Here is a 21383-nt window from a genome sequence, read left to right on the forward strand (position 1 = left end):
ATTATACTATACATACTACCAGTATCGTTCTTGCCTTCACCGAGAATCGCTGGACAAAGTAAGTCACAGATGACAGAAATATCAGGGCTATGCTGAAATACAGAAGCGTTAATTTCGTAGAGAATTTCACAGTCACTCCTCTGTAACCAATTTTATAAATTTAACGCCGATAAAACTAACATCCCTCACACCTCTTGAAGAGTCCAAAGTCATACGCACATTGATAGCCCCCGCCGGACAGATTTCCCGCACCGTCAGCACCGCATTGCTAACAGTTAGCATCGGGGTTATATTACCATTAAAATATGTTTTTTTTCCAGAACCTTGAATCAACAAAGGTTATTTCCAGCCTATCCCTGCATAGAGCCAGCCGCCATTATAGGTTACATAAACATTTCCATCAGGCCAGGCCAAAATACCAGTACCGTTGGTAAACCACTGGACATAGTATGTACCGCTTGCAGATGACCCCGCAGAGATATCCCCCAATTTCGCACCGAAAAAGGCGCTGAATACATATGTGTATCTGGCAATAGCATCTACGGCTGCTGTGTAATTTGGTTCTGGTGGTTGTGGCGGTCCTATCAGTGGGGTTTTGATGGGTGGCGCAAGTCCTATGAACACCACCAGCCCATCACCGCCGGGATTAGTCTGCACCGGTATACTTTTCCAGTTATTGGCAACCCATACATTGCCTGATGGGTCGATGGCCACTCCGGTATTTCTGACAAGGGCGTCGCTGGTGTAACCTGTACCTTGTGAGATGGGGTCTCCTGTGCGATAGCCCGTTGGACAGCGCCAGTGTTTTGCCCCGCAAAGCTGTGTCAGTCTCTGGCCTTCAAAATTAGCTACCCAAATGTTGTCATCGCCGTCTACTGCAATACCCCACGGCGTAGTCAGCCCGCCGCCCACAAGCTGCTGCGGCAACCGGCTGTCGCTGCGTATCAGGGTAACTGAGCCGCCAAGTGAATTAGCCGTCCAAACGTTACCAAGACTATCGACGGCGATTCCCAGGGGGGTTTTAATCCCGCCTCCCGTAAACGGTGAACCTGTCAATGGGGAGCCGTTGGGGTCTATCGCTACAACGCTGTCATTGCCGGAGCTGGCTATCCAGGCGTTTCCCTTGCCGTCAATTGCCAAACCGAAGGGCTTGTCTAATCCCACGTTTTTGAACATAAGCGGGGCATTAGGGTTTCCCAGAGGATACTGCGTAATAGAGTTATTGTCATAGTTGGCTATCCAGATGTTGCCCGATTGGTCTGAGGCCGTCCCCTGTGGTGAGCCGATGCCGCCACTGGTAAACCCATTATTTGGGGAAAGCGCTACTCCAGCCGCGCTGAACTTCGATACGCTGTTTGAAGCTGGCGGGGTAGTGCAGCCCTTTCCCTGAAAGCCGAAGTTGCTGAGCCATACGTCGCCGTTTGTATCAATGCCGATGCCAAAACCAGTGCCGTCGATGCCGCCGCCGCTAAAAGGCGCGCCCAAGGCGTCAGAACCCGTAGGGGTGAGTTTCATCACCAGTTTGCCGCCGCAGACCGGCTGAAGGGGGTCGCTGTTGAATTCATAGTTATTAGTAACCCATACGTTACCATCCTTATCTATTGCCATGTTGCCAGGGCCGTCGAACTCACTGCCGTTGCCGATGTATTTTATGGCCAGCGTCCAGGCATCAGGGGCAGATGATAGGGCGGGGCTGTATGGGCCTACATTTGACAGTGCGTAGAGTGGCCACACATTTTGCCACGGGTAATGGGCGATATTTACGATGGCTTGCAGGGTATCCTGCGGAGCGCTGCCACCCGGCGGTGTTGCCAGTGCAAAGAGCGGCGGGCATACTCTGGGCATACCCACGCAAGAGGCAAGCAGATTGGCCAATGTGTTGAATTGGGACATTGCTGAAGTCGCAGTCCCGTTGGGTGAACTGGACAGGACAGTGCCTGCATTACCCGTTGTAATATCAACCAGATTCTGTACTACTGCCGCCGCATTTTGCAAACCTGGCGATGTTCCCGATATATTGCCGCCGCTGATAAACTTCGCCATCGCATAGGCCGTCGCCACAGTAGTCCTTTCATTTATAACGACATTGGCTGAAACTGAGGCAGAGACCGGGGCCGTTCCCAATACTGTGGCAAGTCTGACGGGACTTTCCATGATATTAATGCCCCCATCCGCAATCATATACAGTACCGCGTTGGTGTCTGTTGGCGGCGTATAGGAGATGGTAAAATTCCCCTTAGTGTCGCTTTGCGCTGTTCCAAGAACAACCGCCGGCATACCGCGCTGAGCGCCTGCGCGATAGAGCGTAACCGAAGAAGAGGCAACCGGCGTCTGCCCGTTTATGACCACACCTGTTTGCTCTGCGGCATAAGCGGACAGGCAAAAGGCCAACACGACCATCGCTACAATTGCTGTAATTTTTTTCATTAACAATATCTCCTTTTGGTTTGCTAAACGCTACCAGCATTTCTCACGGAGTCAAGTTGTAGTTGTACCGTTCGATCTGAAAACAATCGCATCTCACGCCTACTGCTTCCACGCGGTGTCAAGCGAGTGCCACACACCGTTAGCGTAATAATACAAATAACCGTCAGTCCAGGCTATAATTGCCGTGCCGTTTGTAAACCATTGCACGTAATAATTCCCGTCAGAGGTTGTACCCTGCACAACCGTGCCGGATTTGCTATCAAAGAATGACTTATGCGTTAGATACACATAATCTATCAACAAGGTTACCTTTATCAATTCGGGTTTCCACGGGGTTTTAAGCTCGTTCCATGTGCCGTTAGCATAGACGTATAAGTAACCGTCTGTCCCTGCTAAGATACCGGTACCGTTTGTAAACCACTGGATGTAGTATCTGACGCCGTCAGAGGTTGTGCCAACCTGCAGTTCACCGGATTTTGTGCCGAAAAAGAAGGAGTACTGGGACGAAAGCGAATCTGTGGCGGCAGCGGCGGCCTGATAATTTATTTCGACGCCGGTATAAATATATCCTGTTACGTTATTGCTGGTACTACAGAGCGCAACGAGTTTTGTCCCATCGGAAGAAGATGCCAATTGACCCCATGTTTGAGATCCAGCGCCCGTTTCAGCCGTCCATGTAGTTCCAGAATCCACAGACGTATAAATATAGCCACTGTTGCTGGCAGCAGCAAGTATGGTACCGTCCGAAGACGAAGATATGCTCACCCAATATGAGGTTAAGGCAGACAGTGTGGACCATGAAGCCCCTGAGTCTGTTGACCGATATATACTTCCGTTATATACTACGGCTACGAGTTGTGTTCCATCCGAAGATGACGCTATGGATTTCCAATCTCTGTTTCCGGCTCCAGATTGCTTGGTCCATGTAGCGCCGGAATCCGTAGACGTATAAATACATCCGCCGAGGACAGTAGCTGCCAGCTTCGTGCCATCGGACGATGATGTTATGGAACTCCAAATTTGACAACTTGAGCCAGTCCTTTTTGTCCAGGTAGAACCTGAGTCTGCAGAAGTATAAACATATCCATATTCGCACGACGCACTACCATCGTACTTATTTGCAACGGCAATTTTCGTGCCGTCTGACGAGGTTGCAACCGCAGTCCATTCCTGAAGCATTGATGCATATTTTCTGCTAAAACTGGTGGCGGAATCTGTTGATATATAAATATTCCCATTAGATGTTACACCGATGATCTTTGCACCATCAGATGATGATGCCATGGCTACCCAATAATCATACGTTGCAGTAGTTTGCCCTTGCGTCCATGTAGCACCGTAATCCGCAGATATATAGAGATGTCCATTCGTTTCATAAACGTTCGACCCGGCAGCAATAAGCTTCGAACCATCTGACGATGATACCACTGAATACCATGTTCTGGTGCTGGCATTTATTTGCTTTGTCCACTTAAAGTTGTCTGCATATGCCTTGCTGGTCATCATTAATACGCACAACGCCAGTAGTCCGCACATGAATAGTTTGCCCATAGTTGATACAACTTCCCGTCCGCAGGTAATGTTTATAACTGCACCGCTGCTATTTCCTGCCAATGTCTTCATTTGAATCCTCCTTGTTGCCCTCTTTATGTTGAAAGTTAAATCACGGCGTAATAATCACCTGTGGCGTGAGCAATGTGTCGGGGTTTGCGCCTGAGGTCGTGCCGGGTTTGACATAGGCGCGCTGTGTAACTGAAATCCTGCTTGACAGCGGCAGGTCAGTCGTGTCAGTGAGCGCCACACAGTAGTCAGCGGCATATTCACACTGGCGCGAAATCAAGGTTACGTAAAGCATTGGCAGTTGTGCCTTTAGCGCGTTAGAGGCACTGTCGTAAAGATTGAGTTGTCTTAGAACGGCCTCGGCAGACCCGGTAAGCATCCCGCTGTTAAACCCTACGGCCTGAGGGTTGGTCTGTGAGGCGCTGGCAACGCCGTCAAAGGTATCCATATTGTAAATTGCAAGGCTGACGTAGCTTGCCGCACCGGTCAACGCATGGTTTACCCCTGTTACGATAGCCAAATCTGTACCTTGCAGCTTTCCAATGATACCCAGACGATAGGCGTCTGTATCCTGGTCGTCACCTAAACAGGACGTTCCCTTAGCGATGCAGTTTGCTCCGGCCAGACCTATCAGTTCTCCGGTGCTGGTAACATTGTCGCTGGTAATCATATTCTCGGTAATTGTCGGGCGTTTCTTTGTCACCTCAAGCCATCTTGCCAATATCGTTGACAGCTCAGACAGCGAGGATTGGTACATAGATTCGCTGCTGCCTTCTTTTGGTGTATACGCGGGGGTTGCATAACGCGATACAGGAACGTTTAGATTAGAAACCCTGTATACTAAAATATTGGTCTGCACCGTTTGTTTCCACAGATTGGACAGTGTTTCATTGTCAGGAAGGGCGTAACGAATCAGGGTGCCGAAGTCGTCGGCGGAGGCGCTATGTCCTGTAATGATGTTGGCGCCTATCGGTTCTGTAAAGATAAGGTTCGTGTTTAATCCACTGGCCTTTGCATCGGCAACAAGTGTGTCACGCAGGGTCTTGTTAGACGTCGTTATGTAAACCACTGAGCTGCCGTCCCATTGAATACCTGCCTGTCTGCTAATAACTACATTGTTTATATCGTTGCCGAAACTGCCAAAGATTTCCGCACGCGAGGGGTCTGGCGTATACGCACCCGGCGTTATGTTGTCGTTGGTATAGATGGTGGCATTGCGGCTGAAGAGATAGCCTTGATAGCCTAAATAGGCCGCTCTGGGCGGCAATTTCAGTATGGTTACGAGGGCGTCGTTATCGGACAGGCGGTAAAACATGTTCGATTGAACACCGTTAGGACTAGTAGAGTAGAAGTCATTCGTGTAATAGGTATCCATATAAGTATCCGCAATAGGTACTTGTGGTATTATATACGGGGCTGCCGCGTTATTGCCGAAACAGGTTCCAAACACACTGACTATTTTTTCGCAAGCGGCATTATCCACCACATAGACGTTGCCTCGTGAGACGCCATACCCCTTCAACGGCAGCGTACTCATCCAGGCTATCCACGGCAACGATGTGTCTGAGACAGTTGTGTTTGAGGCAGTTATATTAGAGTTCCATATTGTCCACATGCAGTTCCAACCGGTACCGTTCCAAAAGTAAATATACCCGTCTGTCCAGGCTAAGATTGCTGTGCCATTTGTAAACCACTGGACATAGTATGTGCCGCTTGCCGTTGTTGCAGTTGTGACATCTCCAAGTTTTGTTCCAAAATACCAGGGGTATAGATTGTAGGTTTCATTAATCATAGCGTTAGCCTTCCAGCTTATGCCGAGATAGTTCCAACTGCTGCTGTCCCAGTAATACATATAGCCATCCGACGAGGCTAAGAGTGCTGTGCCGTTTGTAAACCATTGGACATAGTATGTGCCGCTTGTGGTTGTCACAGCGGTGACAGTTCCAGATTTTGCTCCGAAGTATGAAGGATATTGATTCGATAATATATTGATTTGCGCGCTTGCCGCGTTGCTGTCTTCATTAGCGTCATTTATAGGCAACTCCGTAGAGGTGTGTTCATAACCTGCGCTGCCAGCAGACAAAGGATTAAGACAAAAGACTGTTATTAATAAAAGTACGGCGATAGAAACAACTGTTTTACGCGGCTTTCCAACGGCCATGAGTGAATTCCTCCCATATTTTTTTAGCTCAGGCGATGCCGCCAAAACAATGGCATCAATTGTAATAGTGACATCAATTGTAGTAATGTATATTAAACTTTGCCTTGTAGTCAAGGACTGAAAATATGGACAGCGACAATTATTCTTTCGTACCAGACAGTGTTGTCGCTGTCCCTTTTTAGCCCCCCGCTGCCGTTTCAGATTACATGTTTATTGCCAGCTTGTCCCAAGATAGTTCCAACTGCTGCCGTTGCTGAAATACATATACCCATCTATCCACGCCAAAATTGCGGTACCGTTGATGAACCACTGGACATAGTACACACCACTTTCCGGTGTGCCGCCTGAGGCTACGCCGCCGTTTTGGGCACCAAAATATGAGGCGTACTGTGAATAGGTTGAATTAATGGCGTCGGCAGCCTTGCCTGAACCACCCGCTATATCCCTGACGAGGCGCACGAAGTTAAGCCCACGAAGGGCGTCACCCTGCGGACCGAATGAGTAGCCGGTGTATTTCACCCCGTTTTTACTGACTACCTTGACCGCCGCATAAGAGTAAGGGGGGGCAATTTTGGGGTCGCTGCGCTGGGCACCGGCGCCGTGAACATCTGTCCAACCATTGTTCGGCCAGCCCAGTGCCCTGCCAAACGCTACATAAACCGCCCTGTCGCCCGGTAAACCGGCGGCGGCATATCCGGCATGTGTGGTCGAAGTCCAGTAGTAGGGGTAGTCGGTATCCCCGTTTTCGTTGACGATTGAGGTACTGTTAAAGTATGTGGTATTGATTGCCGGCTTGCCGTTGTAGTCGGGGGCGTTTTCATAGTCCACTATGCTTTGCAGTTCCTTGGCATTGGGCAGACGCCAGTCGTTATGTCCAAGGTAGTTGGCGGAGTTTTTGGACTGCGCCCATGAAAGTGCCGCCTGCCATGTCATGCCCGTGCCGCTGTCAGCCTTGGTCCACATAAGAGCTGTTGCGTTGTCGGTGATTGTACCGTCTTTGTTGTCATGAAAATCGTTTTTGCCGTAGGTCGAGCCGCCGCGCACACACTGCACGAAAAATGTCTTCTGCCCGGTGCCCGGCAATTGCAGGTCATATCCTTTGATGCGGCCATCGGCAAAATTCACCCCAAAGACTTTTGGAGAACCAGTCTGAGCGGGGTTGAGGATGAAGACCGTGCTGGAGGCGTATTGGGCATCAATTATGCGCTCCCCGCTGTTGGGGTCACCATAGGCAAATTTGAAGTACGCCGTATTAATAAATGGCGTGAGTACGGAGGTGTCTGTTCCTGTGAAACTGCTGGGGTCTGTGCCAGTGAAGGTTATCAGCGAGTAGAGTTCCTTGATAGTCGGCAGACGCCAGTCGCTGTAGCCACCGTATTTGACGGCATTGAGTGCCGCTGGACGTGCCTCTGCCTGTGCCCATGTCAGTTTGTCACTGGTGGCCACTGTTCCGTCTCCATTGGTATCCGGGCTACGCTGCCATGTAAGTCCGGTTGCACCATCAGCAACGGTAAGGCCGTCAGCACTGATGGTGTATTTGGCCTGATTGCCACGATATTGGGCGTCCTGGCCGTAGAACGCCTGGCCAAGTGCCGGTGGTGTGATTACCTTGTTGTTGTCGTAGCACTTAATCTGCCCCGTATTGACGATGGGATAGACGAGTGAGGCAAGGCTGGCCCCCGCCCACGCTGTTGCCCAACCTTGCAATACAAATGCCGCTAACACGATTAGTAATACTACTTTTTTTCTCAACATAACATACCTCCCTGATTCTGATTTCGTGGATTTATACCCACGCTGATTATAGTATAAACGGTAATTACGTAAAGTAGGGTTAAGATTGCAAAGGCTTTTGTAAAGTTTTGTAAACATTCAGGCATCATTCTTTACAATTCTTAACAGACAAACGACATGGATATAGACTATAATTAAGTAAGAATTATGATGAACAATATACTGATAATTGATGATGACGTTGAATTATGCGTTCTGCTAAGTGACTATCTCACACTGGAGGGGTTTGAGGTAGATGCGGTGCATGATGGACTGAAGGGTGTTGATAGGGCGGTATCAGGACAGTACGCTTTGATAGTACTGGATGTGATGCTGCCAGGGATCAATGGATTTGAAGTATTAAGGCGAATTCGCACCGTATCACGTGTGCCTGTTATCATACTGACGGCTCGTGGAGAGGAAGTTGACCGCATTGTAGGCCTTGAGATAGGGGCTGATGATTACCTGCCTAAACCATTTAACCCGCGTGAGCTGGTTGCAAGGATTCGGGCCGTGCTGCGTCGTATGGAGTCCGCCTCTCAATCGCAGGCCGACAAAGAAAGACTTATAGTCGGCGACATTGAGCTTGTTGCCGGGAATCGTACCGTATTTCGGGCTGGACAGAAAGTGGAGCTGACATCGGTAGAATTTGCCATCCTTGAGATCATGATGCAAAATGCCGGGCAAATAGTGAGCCGTGACGAATTAGTCAAAAAGGCCCTGGGCAGGAACCTCCTTGCCTATGATAGGAGTATTGATGTGCATGTAAGCAGCCTGCGCAGGAAGCTTGGACAGCGGGCAGACGAATCTGACAGAATTAAGACAGTTCGCAGCATCGGATACCTGTATTCGGCTGAATAATAGTCGCCATGATTTCTAAACTGAATATAGCATTCAAGACAGCCGGGGGGTTGCGTGTGCTGGCATGTGCTGTACTGGTAGTATTAATCGTTTTCTCATCAGTTGGTTCGACCCTTGAAGCACAACAAGGCGCAGAGCCGTTGCGAAAACCCCCTTTTGAGGCTATCGCGGCATGTGAGGGCAAGAAGGAGGGCGAGCCTTGTACGTTTAATTCCCCGCATGGGATTTTAAATGGAGATTGTATGGTCGGCGTTGAGAATATGTTTGGGTGCAGACCTCACCGCGCCCCGCGTACATGGCCTCCTGCCGAGCCTGTTAGCCTTAACGGCAAACCGTGGCAATATGCCGGTGTGCTTATCTCTTGTCTGGCCGCAGCCATCATATCGGCTCTCCTGACATGGTATGGATTTTTCAGGTATTCTATCTTACCTCTGCGCAGACTACGTAAGGTAACACAGCAGCTTGCTGATGGGGATCTGTCGGCGCGCGTTGGGGAAGGGTTAGTACATCAAAAGAACGAAGTGGTAGAACTGGGGCGTGACGTTGACCGGATGGCTGAGCGAATAGAGACACTGGTAGGTGCTCATAAGCGGTTGATTCGGGATGTGTCCCACGAGCTGCGCTCTCCATTGTCCAGGCTTAATGTTGCATTAGAGCTTGCACGGCAGTCGGCAGGCCCGGCACTATCGGCGCCCTTTGACAGGATTGAGCGTGAATCAAACCGCCTTAATGAGCTGATAAGCCAGATGTTGACGCTTACCAGGCTGGAAAATGAAAACGGCACGATTAAGATGATACCCCTCGACATAGCCGCCCTCGTTGAGGAAATTGCCAGGGATGTGGATTTTGAGGCAAAAAGCAATGGCTGTTCTGTAGTAGTGACATCTGAGTCTTCTCCACTAATATTAAACGGAAACCGTGAAATGCTCAGGCAGGCGCTTGAAAACCTGCTGCTTAATGCCATTAGATACACAGCTAAAGGGACATCTGTTGATATCTCACTGTTCAGAAAGGAATCCGTGAGCCGTGTATGGGCGCGTATCGAAATCAGGGATCATGGACCTGGCGTGCCGGAGTTGGAACTGAAGGATATTTTTAGGCCATTTTACCGCGTGAACGAAGCGCATGAGCGCCAAAGCGGCGGAGCAGGGGTAGGCCTTGCGATAGCAGACCGCGCGGTGTATCTACATGGAGGACGCCTCAGGGCATTCAACGTACCAGGCGCCGGACTGGTAATGAAAATGGATTTGCCGCTGAAATAGGTGTTGTATTACCTTTTTCCCCTTAAATATGCTGCAATTATATTTTATGAGTTTGTGCCCCTAAACCTGTTAAATATACTCAAAAGCTGTTTATACGATTAAAGTACCCGACATAGAACATGACGATACGAAATGCCGCATACCCTGCCGCGCACAACGACTGGCTTATAGCCTTGTTTTACAAGGGAATTAGGCGTCTGCGGAGCAGTACTTTTTGCCTACTTTCGGGTGAGTGGTTTTTGTTCATAATAGCCTGATTTTCCTCATTATATTGAATTGAACTGCTTTTTTCAGGATTATCTGTGCCATATCAGGGTGCATTAGCAGCGCCTGTGTTATAACGAATGAGCGTGGCGGGAAAAATGATAACTATCTTTGTTTGACTTACCGCGGCCAGGGTGCCGGATTGCATTGAGGCTGACTTTACTCGTCTCACGCAACCTCCGGCATAAAGTCCGCTTTATTCGCAGGTGTTGCAGCCGCAGCCTTTTTGCGGCGGGGCGGCTTCGTCTCTTTTTTTCAGGTACATTGTCGGCTCCCTAAACAGGGCGTATCGCAGCCATCTGTGTGCAAATTTCATAAGCTCTTCCTCGTTTTCGGTTATAAGCTGCAACTCCTCATCTTCCAAATCAAATATCGTTAAAAACTTGCTCTCATGGACAAATACCCTGAAGGCGTCCACATCGTATGCCCCCAGGATAAACATGCTCTGCGTCTTTTCATCAGGCACTACTGACTTACCCAGGAGCTTTTTATTCAGAATCACCTCTATCCAGTCGCTGTTCATCGCCTCATATTTGGCTATGCCCTCGCGCTCCCGCCATTCCTTCACTACCCACTCTTTATCCTCTTTAAAACCCTTGCAAAAGCTCTCCTCTATTAGAAAATAAAAATCCTCACCCTCGGTCATCGTCCGCTTCCCGATGGCAAACCCCAGGGGATAGTATCGACAGGCCAGCGGCCTGTCTTCGTAGATTGAACAGCCGTCCTTTGTTACGAACTTGCACTGTTTGCCCTCTGCCATTCGCAGTTTGATAAACGGCAGCTTGTTCTTGTCAGTTATTACCATATCCGTGTATTCAACGAGAAACTCACCGCTGGTCTTGCCAAATCGCCTCTTCAACCTTAATATATCATATGGCGACAGGAATATATCAAGCTCACCGCAGCATTTGTTGAAGCATGATAGCCCCTTGTGGCAGTTGAACTTAAACCGGCTCTCCGGCCCAAGCTCCCCCCTTCTGTCAGGGTTTTTATTTAACCTCTCATAGATTTCTTTCACTTGAATTCACTCTCTCCGATAGGTGTTTGTTGATATATAAACACCCCAACCAACCCCTTGCAAAACCGCCCGTTCGGCGCTGGTTGAGGTGTTTTTTAAAATGACCGCGTCCAGTCCTTACATTACGTCCCTGTTTGCCATCTTAGCGTATACAATCGCGGTCGTCCTGTATACCATGTGCGCAAGTTTCGAATACGGCAGGTACGCGATTATATAAAACACAAATACCAGATGGACAAAATATACCGGATACGCCAGTTGTGCGATATTGGCAAACCTCAACATCTCAGAGGCAAGCCCCGTTATACAAACCAAAAAAACGATCGTCGCAAATATCCAGTCAAACGACGACGACACGCTGTTCACACCCTTGTCTTTCATCCGGTTAGAAAACAACATCAGCGACCCTATGAATAATATAAGGGCGCTCGCGTTGCCGAATATCTTAAAGGCCGCATAGTACAGCATCACCGCCGCCTGAGAACCCAGTATCATCAGAATATTGGGGTCGTCTTTTAGATACGGTGAGTCCCATTTCAGGACGTATAGGTTAAAAACCGCCCAGTTTGTGGTTATGAACAGGCCTATGAACCCAAACAGCACCAGCCTGTGCGTCCATGTCCTGTCTAAATTTGCGCCGCATTTCTGGAACTTCTTGTGTAAAACAATCTCCTTCAGCGTCTGTAGTAAACTCGGCAGGAGCATACTGTGCGCCATAAGTTTATACGGGTTCACATTGAGCTTACGCCAAAATTTCCCCACGCTTATTGCAAAAACGAACACCACCGCCATCGCCGTGGAGACAAATATCGAATCCACTAGCTGAATCGGAAAAAATTTTCTAAAGACCACTTCGCCGTCGGGTATGTTTAAATGTCCGGAGGCATTTAACACACACAAAAACAATACAACAGGAATCATCAACGCCACCAGGAGCAGCCTGGTATTTCCCACTATCGTGCCCATAAACCGAGGGAAGGCGTTTTCAGCTATTACGGCCTTTCTCAATACTGACAGGACATCGCCCGGCCTTGCGCCGCGCGGGCAGTACTTTGAGCAGTCGTTACAGTTATGGCAGAGCCAAATATCGGGGTCTGCCGCAAGCTCATCCTTAAGCCCCCACTGGGCCATTATCATCTCTTTTCTCGGAAACGGGTTGTCGCTCGGCGTCAGCTCACAAACCGTAGAGCATGTCGCGCACTGATAACACTGCTTCATAGTGTCAGCGCCGGAGTTCTTCAGGCTCCGAACAAACCCAATGTCAGGTGTGAACACAGTTCCATCACCCATCTGCATACCTCCCTGTTATTTTAGAATCCCTTGTATGGATTCGGTCCAAATCCTTTTAGTTTTTCAGAAAACTCTTCCATTATCTTTGGAAGCGTATCCCACTCGTTTATCGCAAGCTGTATCTGCGTGACACGCTCGGACTCAAGCATCAGCCTGCCCAATGTCTCCTGAACCTTGCCAAGGCGTTCGCTTGCCACCTGACTGCCCTTTACAAAGTGGCACTGGTAGTCATCGCCATATTTGCAGCCCATCAGAATCACACCGTCAACACCCTTTGAAAGCGCGTCGCTTATCCACACAAGGTTCGTCCCGCCAAGACACCTCAGGGATATAAACCTGTAGTTTGGATTCAAACGCACCCGATTCAACCCCGCCATGTCCAGCGCCGGATAGGCGTCGTTTTCACATATCAGGGCAATTATAAACGGTTCGTCGCCCTCTGACGGCACCTCCATAGATTTCAGCATCTGTGATACCATATCCACGCTGTAGTTGCTGAATGAAATTATCCTCTGCGGACACGCGCCCATACAGGTTCCACAGCGCCGACAGCGATAGGGATGCTCTCTCGGCGTACCTTTCTCATCCTCATCCAGCACACCGAAAGGACACTCCACCGTACAGCGGCGGCACTGAGTACAGCTCTCAAGCCTGAACTCAGGAAACGACATATCCCCGGCACGAGGATGCACCGCCTTGCCCTGGGAGGTAAGCTCTATACACTGTATAGCCTTTAGCGCCGCACCGGCGGCGTCCACAGACGACTGGTATGAATCCATCGGTTGTCTCACAGCACCCGCCGCGTATATGCCCGTCCTCCTCGTCTCATACGGGAAACATACGAAGTGTGAGTCAGGAAATCCATATTTTAAATGAGGTATCTCAGGCCCCTGCCGGTATTTCAGATTCAATATGTGGGGTATCGGCATAAGCTCTTCGATCTCTCCATCTTGCGTCTTCTTTACTACCATATCACCTATATATTCCTTTGTCAGGCTGTTAACGGCCTTTCCTTCGGGCAACATTGAGGAAATCATTCCAGTGGCCAAAACCACTACATCTGCCCTTATTCTCATCTCCTTGCCAAGGAGCTGGTTGTCAACGATTACAATCAGCGAGGCGTCAGCCTCCTCCTCTATGCCCTTTACCTCGCCTTTGGCAAGGAATATGCCCTCGTCGTTTTGCATCGCCTTGTAGAAGTTTTCATACACGCCGGTTGCCCTCATATCCTTATAGATGATAAAGGCACCCGCGTCGGGATTGGCCTCTCTTACGTATTTGGCCTGCTTCAATGACACGTTGCAGCAAACCGACGAACAGTACGGGACATGGTTTTCGTCTCTCTGTCCGGCGCACTGGACAAATAGTACGCTCTGTGCGGTCTTGCCGTCTGACGGCCTCGTTATCTTTCCCTTTGATGCGAGGTCTTCCATCTGCACATTCGTTATGACGTTTTTAAATCTGCCATAGCCGTATTGGGCGAGATTATTGGCATCGTAGGGCTTCCAGCCGGTTGCAAGAATTACCGCTCCGGCCTTGAAGGTCTCCTTAGCGCCCTTTTTGTCTATTTCCACGTCGTACATACCCGGCTCACCCTCAACAGAGGTTATTGCGCTGTCCAGATGTACTGTGATGTTTTTGCTACCGCTTACCGCCTGAACCTTCGCGTCTATTGACGGGGCAACGAGCTTGTCATACGGTGCCCTGGATGGATATGTCTTATAACTCTTCTTTGCCCAACCGCCAAGCGCGGCCGATTTCTCCACTACCACTGCCTTATATCCCGCCTTTTCTACCTCAAGGGCAGCGGTAAGCCCTGTAACTCCACCGCCAATAACCAGCACAACACGCGTAACGTCCGTAGTCTTAGGTACCGGGGGCTCGGACTTACTGGCCCTCACAACCCCCATGTTCAGATAGTCCTCGGCCATCGCCTGAGTCTTGGGGTCATTCGGGGGCTGCATCCACACAACGTGCTCACGCAGATTTACCCTCTCTGTCACGTAAAGAAGCGGGTCGAAGTCAAAGTTGTCCGTGTTCACGCGCTGGCTGCACGCCGCTATGACTATTTTATTTACGCCTTCGCTGTTAATATCGCTCTTTATAAGATCAACGCCTTCCTTGCTGCACAGAAATGGATGCGTCTTGCAATTGCCCATCTTGCCCCCAATCTTCTGTAGGGCTTCTATGTTTAGCGACTCACCTATACCACAGTCTGTACATATGTAAACACCTAATCCCATCGTTTACCTCCTCACCGCGGATTGAATGCCCTTCAAGGCCGCGCTAGTGGCGTCCTGTAGTGACGTTGTAACGTCGTTTGGCCTCTTGGCAACCCCAGAGGCATAGATGCCAGGGGCCTGGCTCTCGGCATCAACGAAGCCATTCTCATCAAGTTTTACGTTTGTGCCGACGTTTGCCACTTTTAAGGAGGGCTCCATTCCAGTTGCCAACACAACCATATCAACTCTCTGCGTGATTTTCTTGCCGCCTACGATGTCTTCCACTGTTACGATGGGGTCTAACGTCTCGGCGTCTTCCTCTATCTTTGCCACCTTACCCTTTATCATTATCACATTTTCGTCGGTCTGAATCTTCTTTAAGAAGTCTTCGTATTTCCCCGGCGCCCTTAAATCTATATAGTATATAAAGGCCTTCGTCTCAGGGTCGCTCTCCCTGAAATACGTAGCCTGTTTTAGTGATGCCATGCAGCAAACAGATGAACAATGCGCCAGATGATTCTCGTCTCTTGAGCCGGCACACTGCACAAACGCGACCGTTTTTACCAGCTTATTGTCAGATGGCCTCAGAATTTTTCCCTTCGTCGGGCCATTAGGCGCTGCAAGGCGCTCCATCATCATATTTGTTACCACGTTTTTCACTTTTCCAAAGCCAAGATTATCCATCTTCGCCGCGTCATACGGAGACCAGCCGGTTGCGTAAACTACGCTTGAGGCCTTTAGCTCAACCGTCTCTGGCTTCATGTCCAGATCAATTGCGTTGTACTTACAAGCCGGTACGCATTTAGAGCATGATTTACCGGGACACGCACCGGGGCTCTGGTCTATTGCGAACCTCATCGGATAGGATAACTCATGGGGCAGATATATCGCCTTTGTCTTATCAATTCCAAAATTAAAACTGTTGCTTCTTTCAACCGGACATACCTTTACGCATTCACCGCACGCCGTACATTTGGAATTTACAAATCTTGGATTTATTTTTATCTTAACGCTAAAATTGCCTTCACTGCCGCTAACGCTCTCTATTTCCGCCGACGTATAAACGGATATCTTAGGATTCTGCTTTATCCTCTTAAAATTTATCTCCAATCCACAGTAAGGCGGGCATAACTTGGGGAAATAACGGTTTAACTGCGCTACCCTTCCACCCAGATACGGATTTCTCTCCACTATAACCGAACTGTGGCCTGCCTCAGCCGCCTCTATCGCTGTGGTTATCCCGCTTATACCACCTCCTATCACTACGATGCTCGAACCTTTTTCGTCTGGCATAAATTCCTCCGCTCTTTTTTAAGCAACCGAATACGGACTTCAAAAAAAGGTCAGAAGGGGGAACGCCGTCCCCCCTTCCTCCTGTGTGCTTGTCCTTGCTGTCCTATCTCTTAGTCGGGAATCATCTGTACGTAGTCTCTCTTTGACATTTCCCATTGGCCGGTCTGGAGGTTGAACTTCGATATGGTGAAGCATTTCCAGTTCGCGTCGTCCACGAAGTTAAAGTCTCCCCTGTAGTAGTACCCAGGGTACCTGGTGTCTTCCCTGAACAGGATATGCCTTGCGTGCGACTCACCAGTCCAGATTCTGTGATAGTTCTCCCAGCATCTCATCAGCTCGTGAAGGTCTGCCGCGCCCATTCTCATGGAGTCTTCTTTCAGCAGCATCAAATGCTTTAAGCCTGCCTCAAGCAGCGTCTTGCTGGTCATATAATAGGTTGACACGCCCGCTACATACTCGTCCATTATCTTCTGCAGTCTTGCCTGAAGCATCTTTGGCCTGATGTAGTATGGGTTTGTGTTGGTGTCTGTGCTGTAGTTCTTGTATTTCTCGAATATCTCAAACGGGAGATAAAGCTCTCCGACAAGCTCTTCAGTTGACTTTGTTACTGCCGGCTTGTAAGAGGCGTTGTCCAGCGCAAACGCTACCATCGCCTTAGCGGCGGTTCTTCCTTCGGCGTGTGAGCCTGAGGAGAACTTGTGTCCGGATGCCCCAACGCCGTCACCGGCGGTGAAAAGCCCCTTTACGGTAGTCATTCTGCTGTATCCCCAGCTCCATTCTTTCGGGGCGCCCAAATCGTCAGGACCACTTACCCATAAGCCCGCGCAACCTGCGTGTGAACCCAGGAGATACGGCTCGGTAGGCATAATCTCTGAAGGGGTTTTATCCGGCTCTATGTTATTGCCTGCCCACACTCCGGCCTGTCCGATACACATGTCGAGAAAGTCTTCCCATGCCTCGGCCTCAAGGTGTTTTATCTGCTTGGCGTCCATGGTCTTTCCCAGTTCAGCCATTGCCCAGTGGGTGTTCATGAGGATCGGGCCTTTGCCGGCCTTCATGTCGTTCATCATCATGTGGTTTCTGATTGCCGTGCCTAGTCTGTGCGGGTCGCTGCAATACTTGCCATATAATGCCTTTGTGCTCTCAAAGTGGGTTGCGCAGTAGTCCTCGCCGAGGGAGTTGGTTGCCTTTGCCTTGAAGAATAAGAACCACGCTCCAACAGGGCCGTAGCCGTCTTTAAATCTTGCAGGTACGAACCTGTTTTCCATAAGTACCAGCTCAGCTCCAACCTGTGCCGCTAACGCGTATGTCGTTCCGGCGTTCCATACCGGGTACCATGCCCTACCCTGTCCTTCGCCGACTGAACGTGGCCTGAATACGTTAACCGCGCCGCCACATGCCAGGAGCATACACTTTGCCTTAAACATATATGCCTTGTTTTCTCTTACGCTGAATCCTACCGCCGCCGCTACTCTGTTTGGCTCATTGGCGTCGAGGAGGAGTTTTACGATAAACACTCTCTCATAGAGATTCTGAGCCTGGCCGGTTGCCGCCCTGTTTACCTCAAGGGCCTTCTTCGCCGCTTCGGCTACGATTACCTTGTAGGACTCGCCGTTTATCATTATCTGCCACTTACCGCTTCTTACCGGCTTGCCGCCTTCTGTGAGCTTCTTTGCTGGCTGCGCGCCATCAAGTGTGTGGCCGTCGTCCGCCCTTTTCCATACCGGCAGTCCCCACTCTTCAAAGAGATGAACTGAATCATCCACCGTCCTGCCTACATCATATACGAGGTCTTCCCTGATTATGCCCATCAGGTCGCCCCTTACCATTTTGACATAGTCGGCAGGGTCGTTCTCGCCCATATACGTGTTGATTGCCGAGAGGCCCATTGCAACCGCGCCGCTTCTGTCGGTCGCCGCCTTATCCACCATCGTTACCTTTAATCCCTTGGGTGTTGCCCAACGCACTGCCTCGTATGCCGCACCGCAGTTGGCCATACCGCCGCCGATTAACAATAAGTCGGTCTCAACCTCTATCATCTCAGGTTTTTGACAGTACGAAAATGTACATGTTTCTAATTCCATCGTGTTAGCCTCCTAAGTTTTATTTTAAGGTTTTTACCGTTGTCAGGTTAAAAAATCCGGGCTTCTTTAAATTCGCGAAGTCCGCCTCTGGCTTGCCTTTGTACGGGTCTATCGAACCTTCAGCCGTTGTCCTGATCGGGAATTTAAACCTTTTTAAGGCACCGCTTCTGAACTTAACCGTCCACATTATGGAATCCGATCCCCTCATAGGGATTACGTTGCCGCCAAGTGGAACAAAGTCAGCATAACCTCTGACCTCTATCGCCTGCTGAGGGCAAATCTTTACGCAGTTGTAACACTCCCAGCACTGCTCGGTTTCCACGTTGTACGCCTTCATCCTGTCGCGGTCAAGCTTCATAAGATCGTTTGGGCAGATGTACATACAGGCTGTCCTTTCCTGCCCTTTACAGCCGTCACACTTTTCTGTCATTACAAAACTCGGCATATAAATATACCTCCTTACAAAATATTTTGGCTTAAAAAGCCAAGATTACCTTTATACATCCATCTACTTTAGGGTCGTGCGCTGCCGCCTTCACCTCCTTTTCTTCTTTGTTCATTAATTTATCAAACAAAAAAAAGGGGGTAAGTTCATACCCCCTTCTTAGTTATTTCGCGCTCTCTCCGGTTGAGTGCTTATGCAGCTTAATCTCAACCTTCTCTGTAAGGCCGGCATAGTATTTCTGCAATATCGTCAATACCTCGGGGCGGCTGAAGTGGTCAGGCACCGCCGTATTTTCCGAAAGCATCTTTCTGAGGGCCGTGCCGCTGAGGTTCAATCTGTCAGCCTTGTCGTGAGGACACGTCCTGTTTGAGGCCATGCCGTCACACTTCATACAATAAAACGTCATGTCTATCTTTAACGCCTTTGTCTCAAGGGCGTCTGCCGGTATCTCGTCGAATATGTGATGGGCGTCAAACGGGCCGTAGTAATCGCCAACACCCGCGTGGTCTCTCCCAACTATCAAATCGCTGCAACCATAGTTCTGCCTGAACAGGGCATGCAATAGCGCCTCTCTTGGTCCGGCATATCTCATGTCCAGCGGATAGCCTGCCTGTACACATGTGTCCTTGACAAAATAATACTTTATAAGGGTATCAATGCAGTTGCCCCTTACGTCTGCGGGGATGTCGCCGGGTTTGAGTTTGCCCAGCAGTGAATGTATCATAAGTCCGTCGCAGATCTCCAGGGAGAGCTTCGCAAGGTACTCGTGTGAGCGGTGCATCGGGTTTCTTGTCTGAAACGCCGCCACCCTTGACCAGCCCTTATCCTCAAATATCTTCCTCGTCTCTTTAGGCGTCAGATATACACCGGCGAACTCGGTCGGGAACGACCCCTCGCTCAACACCTTTACAGGGCCGGCAAGGTTGACGTCTCCCTGCGCCATGACCATAGCAACACCAGGGTGCGCCTTGTCATCGGTCTTATATACCTGCTTGCACTCGTGGGCCTTGTCTATCGTATATTTCTCTTTCACAACCATAGTGCCCATTATCTCGCCGGTTGACTCATCAACGAGGGCAACCTCTTCATTACTCTTTAAGCTGTCGGCCTGTCCTTTGCTCGTGGACAGCGTTATAGGTATCGGCCAGAACACACCATCGGCCATTTTATAGTTATCGCACACGCCCTTCCAGTCGTCATGCCCCATAAAACCTTCAAGCGGAGTAAAACCGCCTATTCCTAACATTATCAGGTCGCCGGTCTCTCTTGATGACATGCGCACCTGCGTCAGGCCCTTCGCCTTAGCCTTCTCAGCCTCCATTTCCTTACCCTCAAGCTTCAAGGGCATTAACGTCTTTTTCTTACCGTGTGGTTTGACCAATGCCATTTCTTAACTCCTCCTTAGTTTTTTTGTGTTTACCTTGTAACACATACTAACCCGCTAATATGTAAAGCGTACCAAATATCTCATCAATTTCCGGTCATCAATTTCAGGCGCATTACTTTAAGATTGCGCAAATCTTGTTGAATATTTCCGCTATGTCGCCAACGCCTTCCACCCTCTTTAAGATACCCTTCTTTGAGTAGTAATCAATGAGCGGCTCCGTCTGAGCCTTATACACGTCAAGCCTTTTCTTTATTGTGGCCTCTTTATCGTCATCCCTTTGATAGAGTTCGGTGCCGCACTTATCACAAAAGCCCTCTTTTTTCGCCGGAGAAAAATAGATATTATACATCTGCCCGCAGTCCTTGCTCCTGCAAGTGCGCCTTCCGGTGAGCCTCTTTAACAGCACGTCAAAATCCACATCCACGCTGAGGGCCACTTCAAGCGGCATGTTCACTGAGGCTAAAACCCCATCAAGCGTCTCGGCCTGAGCCGTATTTCTGGGAAAGCCGTCCAGAATAAATCCCTTTTTACAGTCGTCCTGCGAAAGCCTCTCCTTTACAAGCCCAATAACCACGCTGTCTGGCACCAGCCCGCCACTGTCCATAAACGCCTTTGCCTCTTTTCCAAGCTGTGTCTGGTCTGCAACGGCCTGCCTCAAGATATCACCGGTCGAAATCTGCGGAATAACAAACTTCTCTATCAGTTTTTTCGCCTGCGTACCCTTGCCAGCACCCGGCGCCCCAAGCAACACAATTCTCATACGTACCTCCGATATACAATAGTTATAGTAACCAATGAGTGTTAAAGACCGTCTTGTTTCGTACTTACACAGCAGCCATTAGCGCCGCCCGAAGCAACCCACCCGCTTTCTTCCTGTCACCCTTGTCACCCCTCTTGCCCTTGCCACCCTTATTAGCCTGACACCTGCCTTCCTCAGTCGCCACCCGCCTTTCGCAAATCGCTCTTTTCGCAAGCCGCTTTCGCTATAACTTGCACGTAATAATGAACGTGCTAATAGTAATCAAAACAATATTGGATTGTCAAGTAAAAATATTGCAATAAATTTTTGCCGTAAAAAATATTGCCGCAGGGCAAATCATAAGGCTGATACACCTGTGAGATGATTGCCCCGGACTTAAAATACATAGACCAGGGCAATCGCATTAGAAATTGTCTCCCTTATTTTTGTCATTCCGGCTTGTCCGGAATCTGTCCTTATCCCTCAGAATACGCACAATCATTATGAAACTCCCACTAAAGGGAGGGGTAGGAAAGGCTTTCGCCTCCCCTCCCTCCGAACCGTACAGGCGGATTTCCCGCATACGGCTCACCAGTT

General features: G+C 49.5%; 15 protein-coding genes. 2 read left to right on the forward strand and 13 right to left on the reverse strand.

Features of this window, described 5'->3' with window-relative positions; all coding sequences use genetic code 11:
* Position 1: 1 nt before the first annotated feature.
* The 5 genes from AB7D94_RS06665 to AB7D94_RS06685 all read right to left on the reverse strand — a co-directional run bounded on the left by AB7D94_RS06665 (position 2) and on the right by AB7D94_RS06685 (position 7903).
* Positions 2-130 carry a hypothetical protein gene (locus AB7D94_RS06665; protein WP_420264959.1) on the reverse strand — a complete coding sequence of 43 codons (129 nt, stop codon included), beginning with the start codon at positions 128-130 and terminating at the stop codon, positions 2-4.
* A 209-nt stretch (positions 131-339) separates the two neighbouring features.
* The gene (locus tag AB7D94_RS06670; protein WP_420264960.1) at positions 340-2427 is read right to left on the reverse strand and encodes an NHL repeat-containing protein; all 2088 of its coding nucleotides are present in this window, start codon (positions 2425-2427) and stop codon (positions 340-342) included.
* A 99-nt stretch (positions 2428-2526) separates the two neighbouring features.
* The gene (locus tag AB7D94_RS06675) at positions 2527-4050 is read right to left on the reverse strand and encodes a hypothetical protein (protein WP_420264961.1); all 1524 of its coding nucleotides are present in this window, start codon (positions 4048-4050) and stop codon (positions 2527-2529) included.
* A gap of 40 nt (positions 4051-4090) precedes the next feature.
* Complete coding sequence (locus AB7D94_RS06680; RefSeq protein WP_420264962.1) at positions 4091-6148, reverse strand: hypothetical protein; 2058 nt, start codon at positions 6146-6148, stop codon at positions 4091-4093.
* Between the two features lie 210 nt (positions 6149-6358).
* Complete coding sequence (locus AB7D94_RS06685; protein ID WP_420264963.1) at positions 6359-7903, reverse strand: Lcl C-terminal domain-containing protein; 1545 nt, start codon at positions 7901-7903, stop codon at positions 6359-6361.
* 186 nt (positions 7904-8089) lie between these two features.
* Between AB7D94_RS06685 and AB7D94_RS06690 the strand changes: the two genes are divergently transcribed.
* Both AB7D94_RS06690 and AB7D94_RS06695 read left to right on the forward strand, forming a co-directional pair.
* Positions 8090-8782, forward strand: a complete 693-nt coding sequence (locus AB7D94_RS06690) for a response regulator transcription factor (protein ID WP_420264964.1) — start codon at positions 8090-8092, stop codon at positions 8780-8782.
* A gap of 8 nt (positions 8783-8790) precedes the next feature.
* Positions 8791-10044: a sensor histidine kinase gene (locus AB7D94_RS06695; protein ID WP_420264965.1), complete on the forward strand. Its 1254-nt coding sequence runs from the start codon at positions 8791-8793 to the stop codon at positions 10042-10044.
* A 460-nt stretch (positions 10045-10504) separates the two neighbouring features.
* Here AB7D94_RS06695 and AB7D94_RS06700 read toward each other — a convergent pair whose 3' ends face one another.
* From AB7D94_RS06700 to AB7D94_RS06735, 8 genes are all read right to left on the reverse strand, one after another.
* On the reverse strand, positions 10505-11326 hold the full coding sequence (locus AB7D94_RS06700) for a YkgJ family cysteine cluster protein (protein WP_420264966.1): 822 nt from the start codon (positions 11324-11326) through the stop codon (positions 10505-10507).
* 117 nt (positions 11327-11443) lie between these two features.
* Entirely contained in the window at positions 11444-12616 is a 1173-nt protein-coding gene (gene qmoC, locus AB7D94_RS06705; protein WP_420264967.1) for a quinone-interacting membrane-bound oxidoreductase complex subunit QmoC, read from the reverse strand.
* 20 nt (positions 12617-12636) lie between these two features.
* Positions 12637-14859, reverse strand: a complete 2223-nt coding sequence (locus tag AB7D94_RS06710) for a hydrogenase iron-sulfur subunit (RefSeq protein ID WP_420264968.1) — start codon at positions 14857-14859, stop codon at positions 12637-12639.
* A gap of 3 nt (positions 14860-14862) precedes the next feature.
* The gene (locus AB7D94_RS06715) at positions 14863-16131 is read right to left on the reverse strand and encodes an FAD-dependent oxidoreductase (RefSeq protein ID WP_420264969.1); all 1269 of its coding nucleotides are present in this window, start codon (positions 16129-16131) and stop codon (positions 14863-14865) included.
* A 110-nt stretch (positions 16132-16241) separates the two neighbouring features.
* Positions 16242-18215, reverse strand: coding sequence for an adenylyl-sulfate reductase subunit alpha (aprA, locus tag AB7D94_RS06720; RefSeq protein ID WP_420264970.1), 1974 nt, complete (start codon positions 18213-18215; stop codon positions 16242-16244).
* 19 nt (positions 18216-18234) lie between these two features.
* Positions 18235-18660, reverse strand: a complete 426-nt coding sequence (aprB, locus tag AB7D94_RS06725) for an adenylyl-sulfate reductase subunit beta (protein WP_420264971.1) — start codon at positions 18658-18660, stop codon at positions 18235-18237.
* A gap of 163 nt (positions 18661-18823) precedes the next feature.
* Complete coding sequence (gene sat / locus AB7D94_RS06730) at positions 18824-20047, reverse strand: sulfate adenylyltransferase (protein WP_420264972.1); 1224 nt, start codon at positions 20045-20047, stop codon at positions 18824-18826.
* Positions 20048-20159: 112 nt separating this feature from the next.
* Positions 20160-20807, reverse strand: a complete 648-nt coding sequence (locus tag AB7D94_RS06735; RefSeq protein WP_420264973.1) for an adenylate kinase — start codon at positions 20805-20807, stop codon at positions 20160-20162.
* Positions 20808-21383 lie beyond the last annotated feature (576 nt).

Origin of the sequence: Candidatus Magnetominusculus dajiuhuensis (genome assembly GCF_046044395.1) — a bacterium.
Classification (GTDB): Bacteria; Nitrospirota; Thermodesulfovibrionia; order Thermodesulfovibrionales; family Magnetobacteriaceae; genus Magnetominusculus; species Magnetominusculus dajiuhuensis.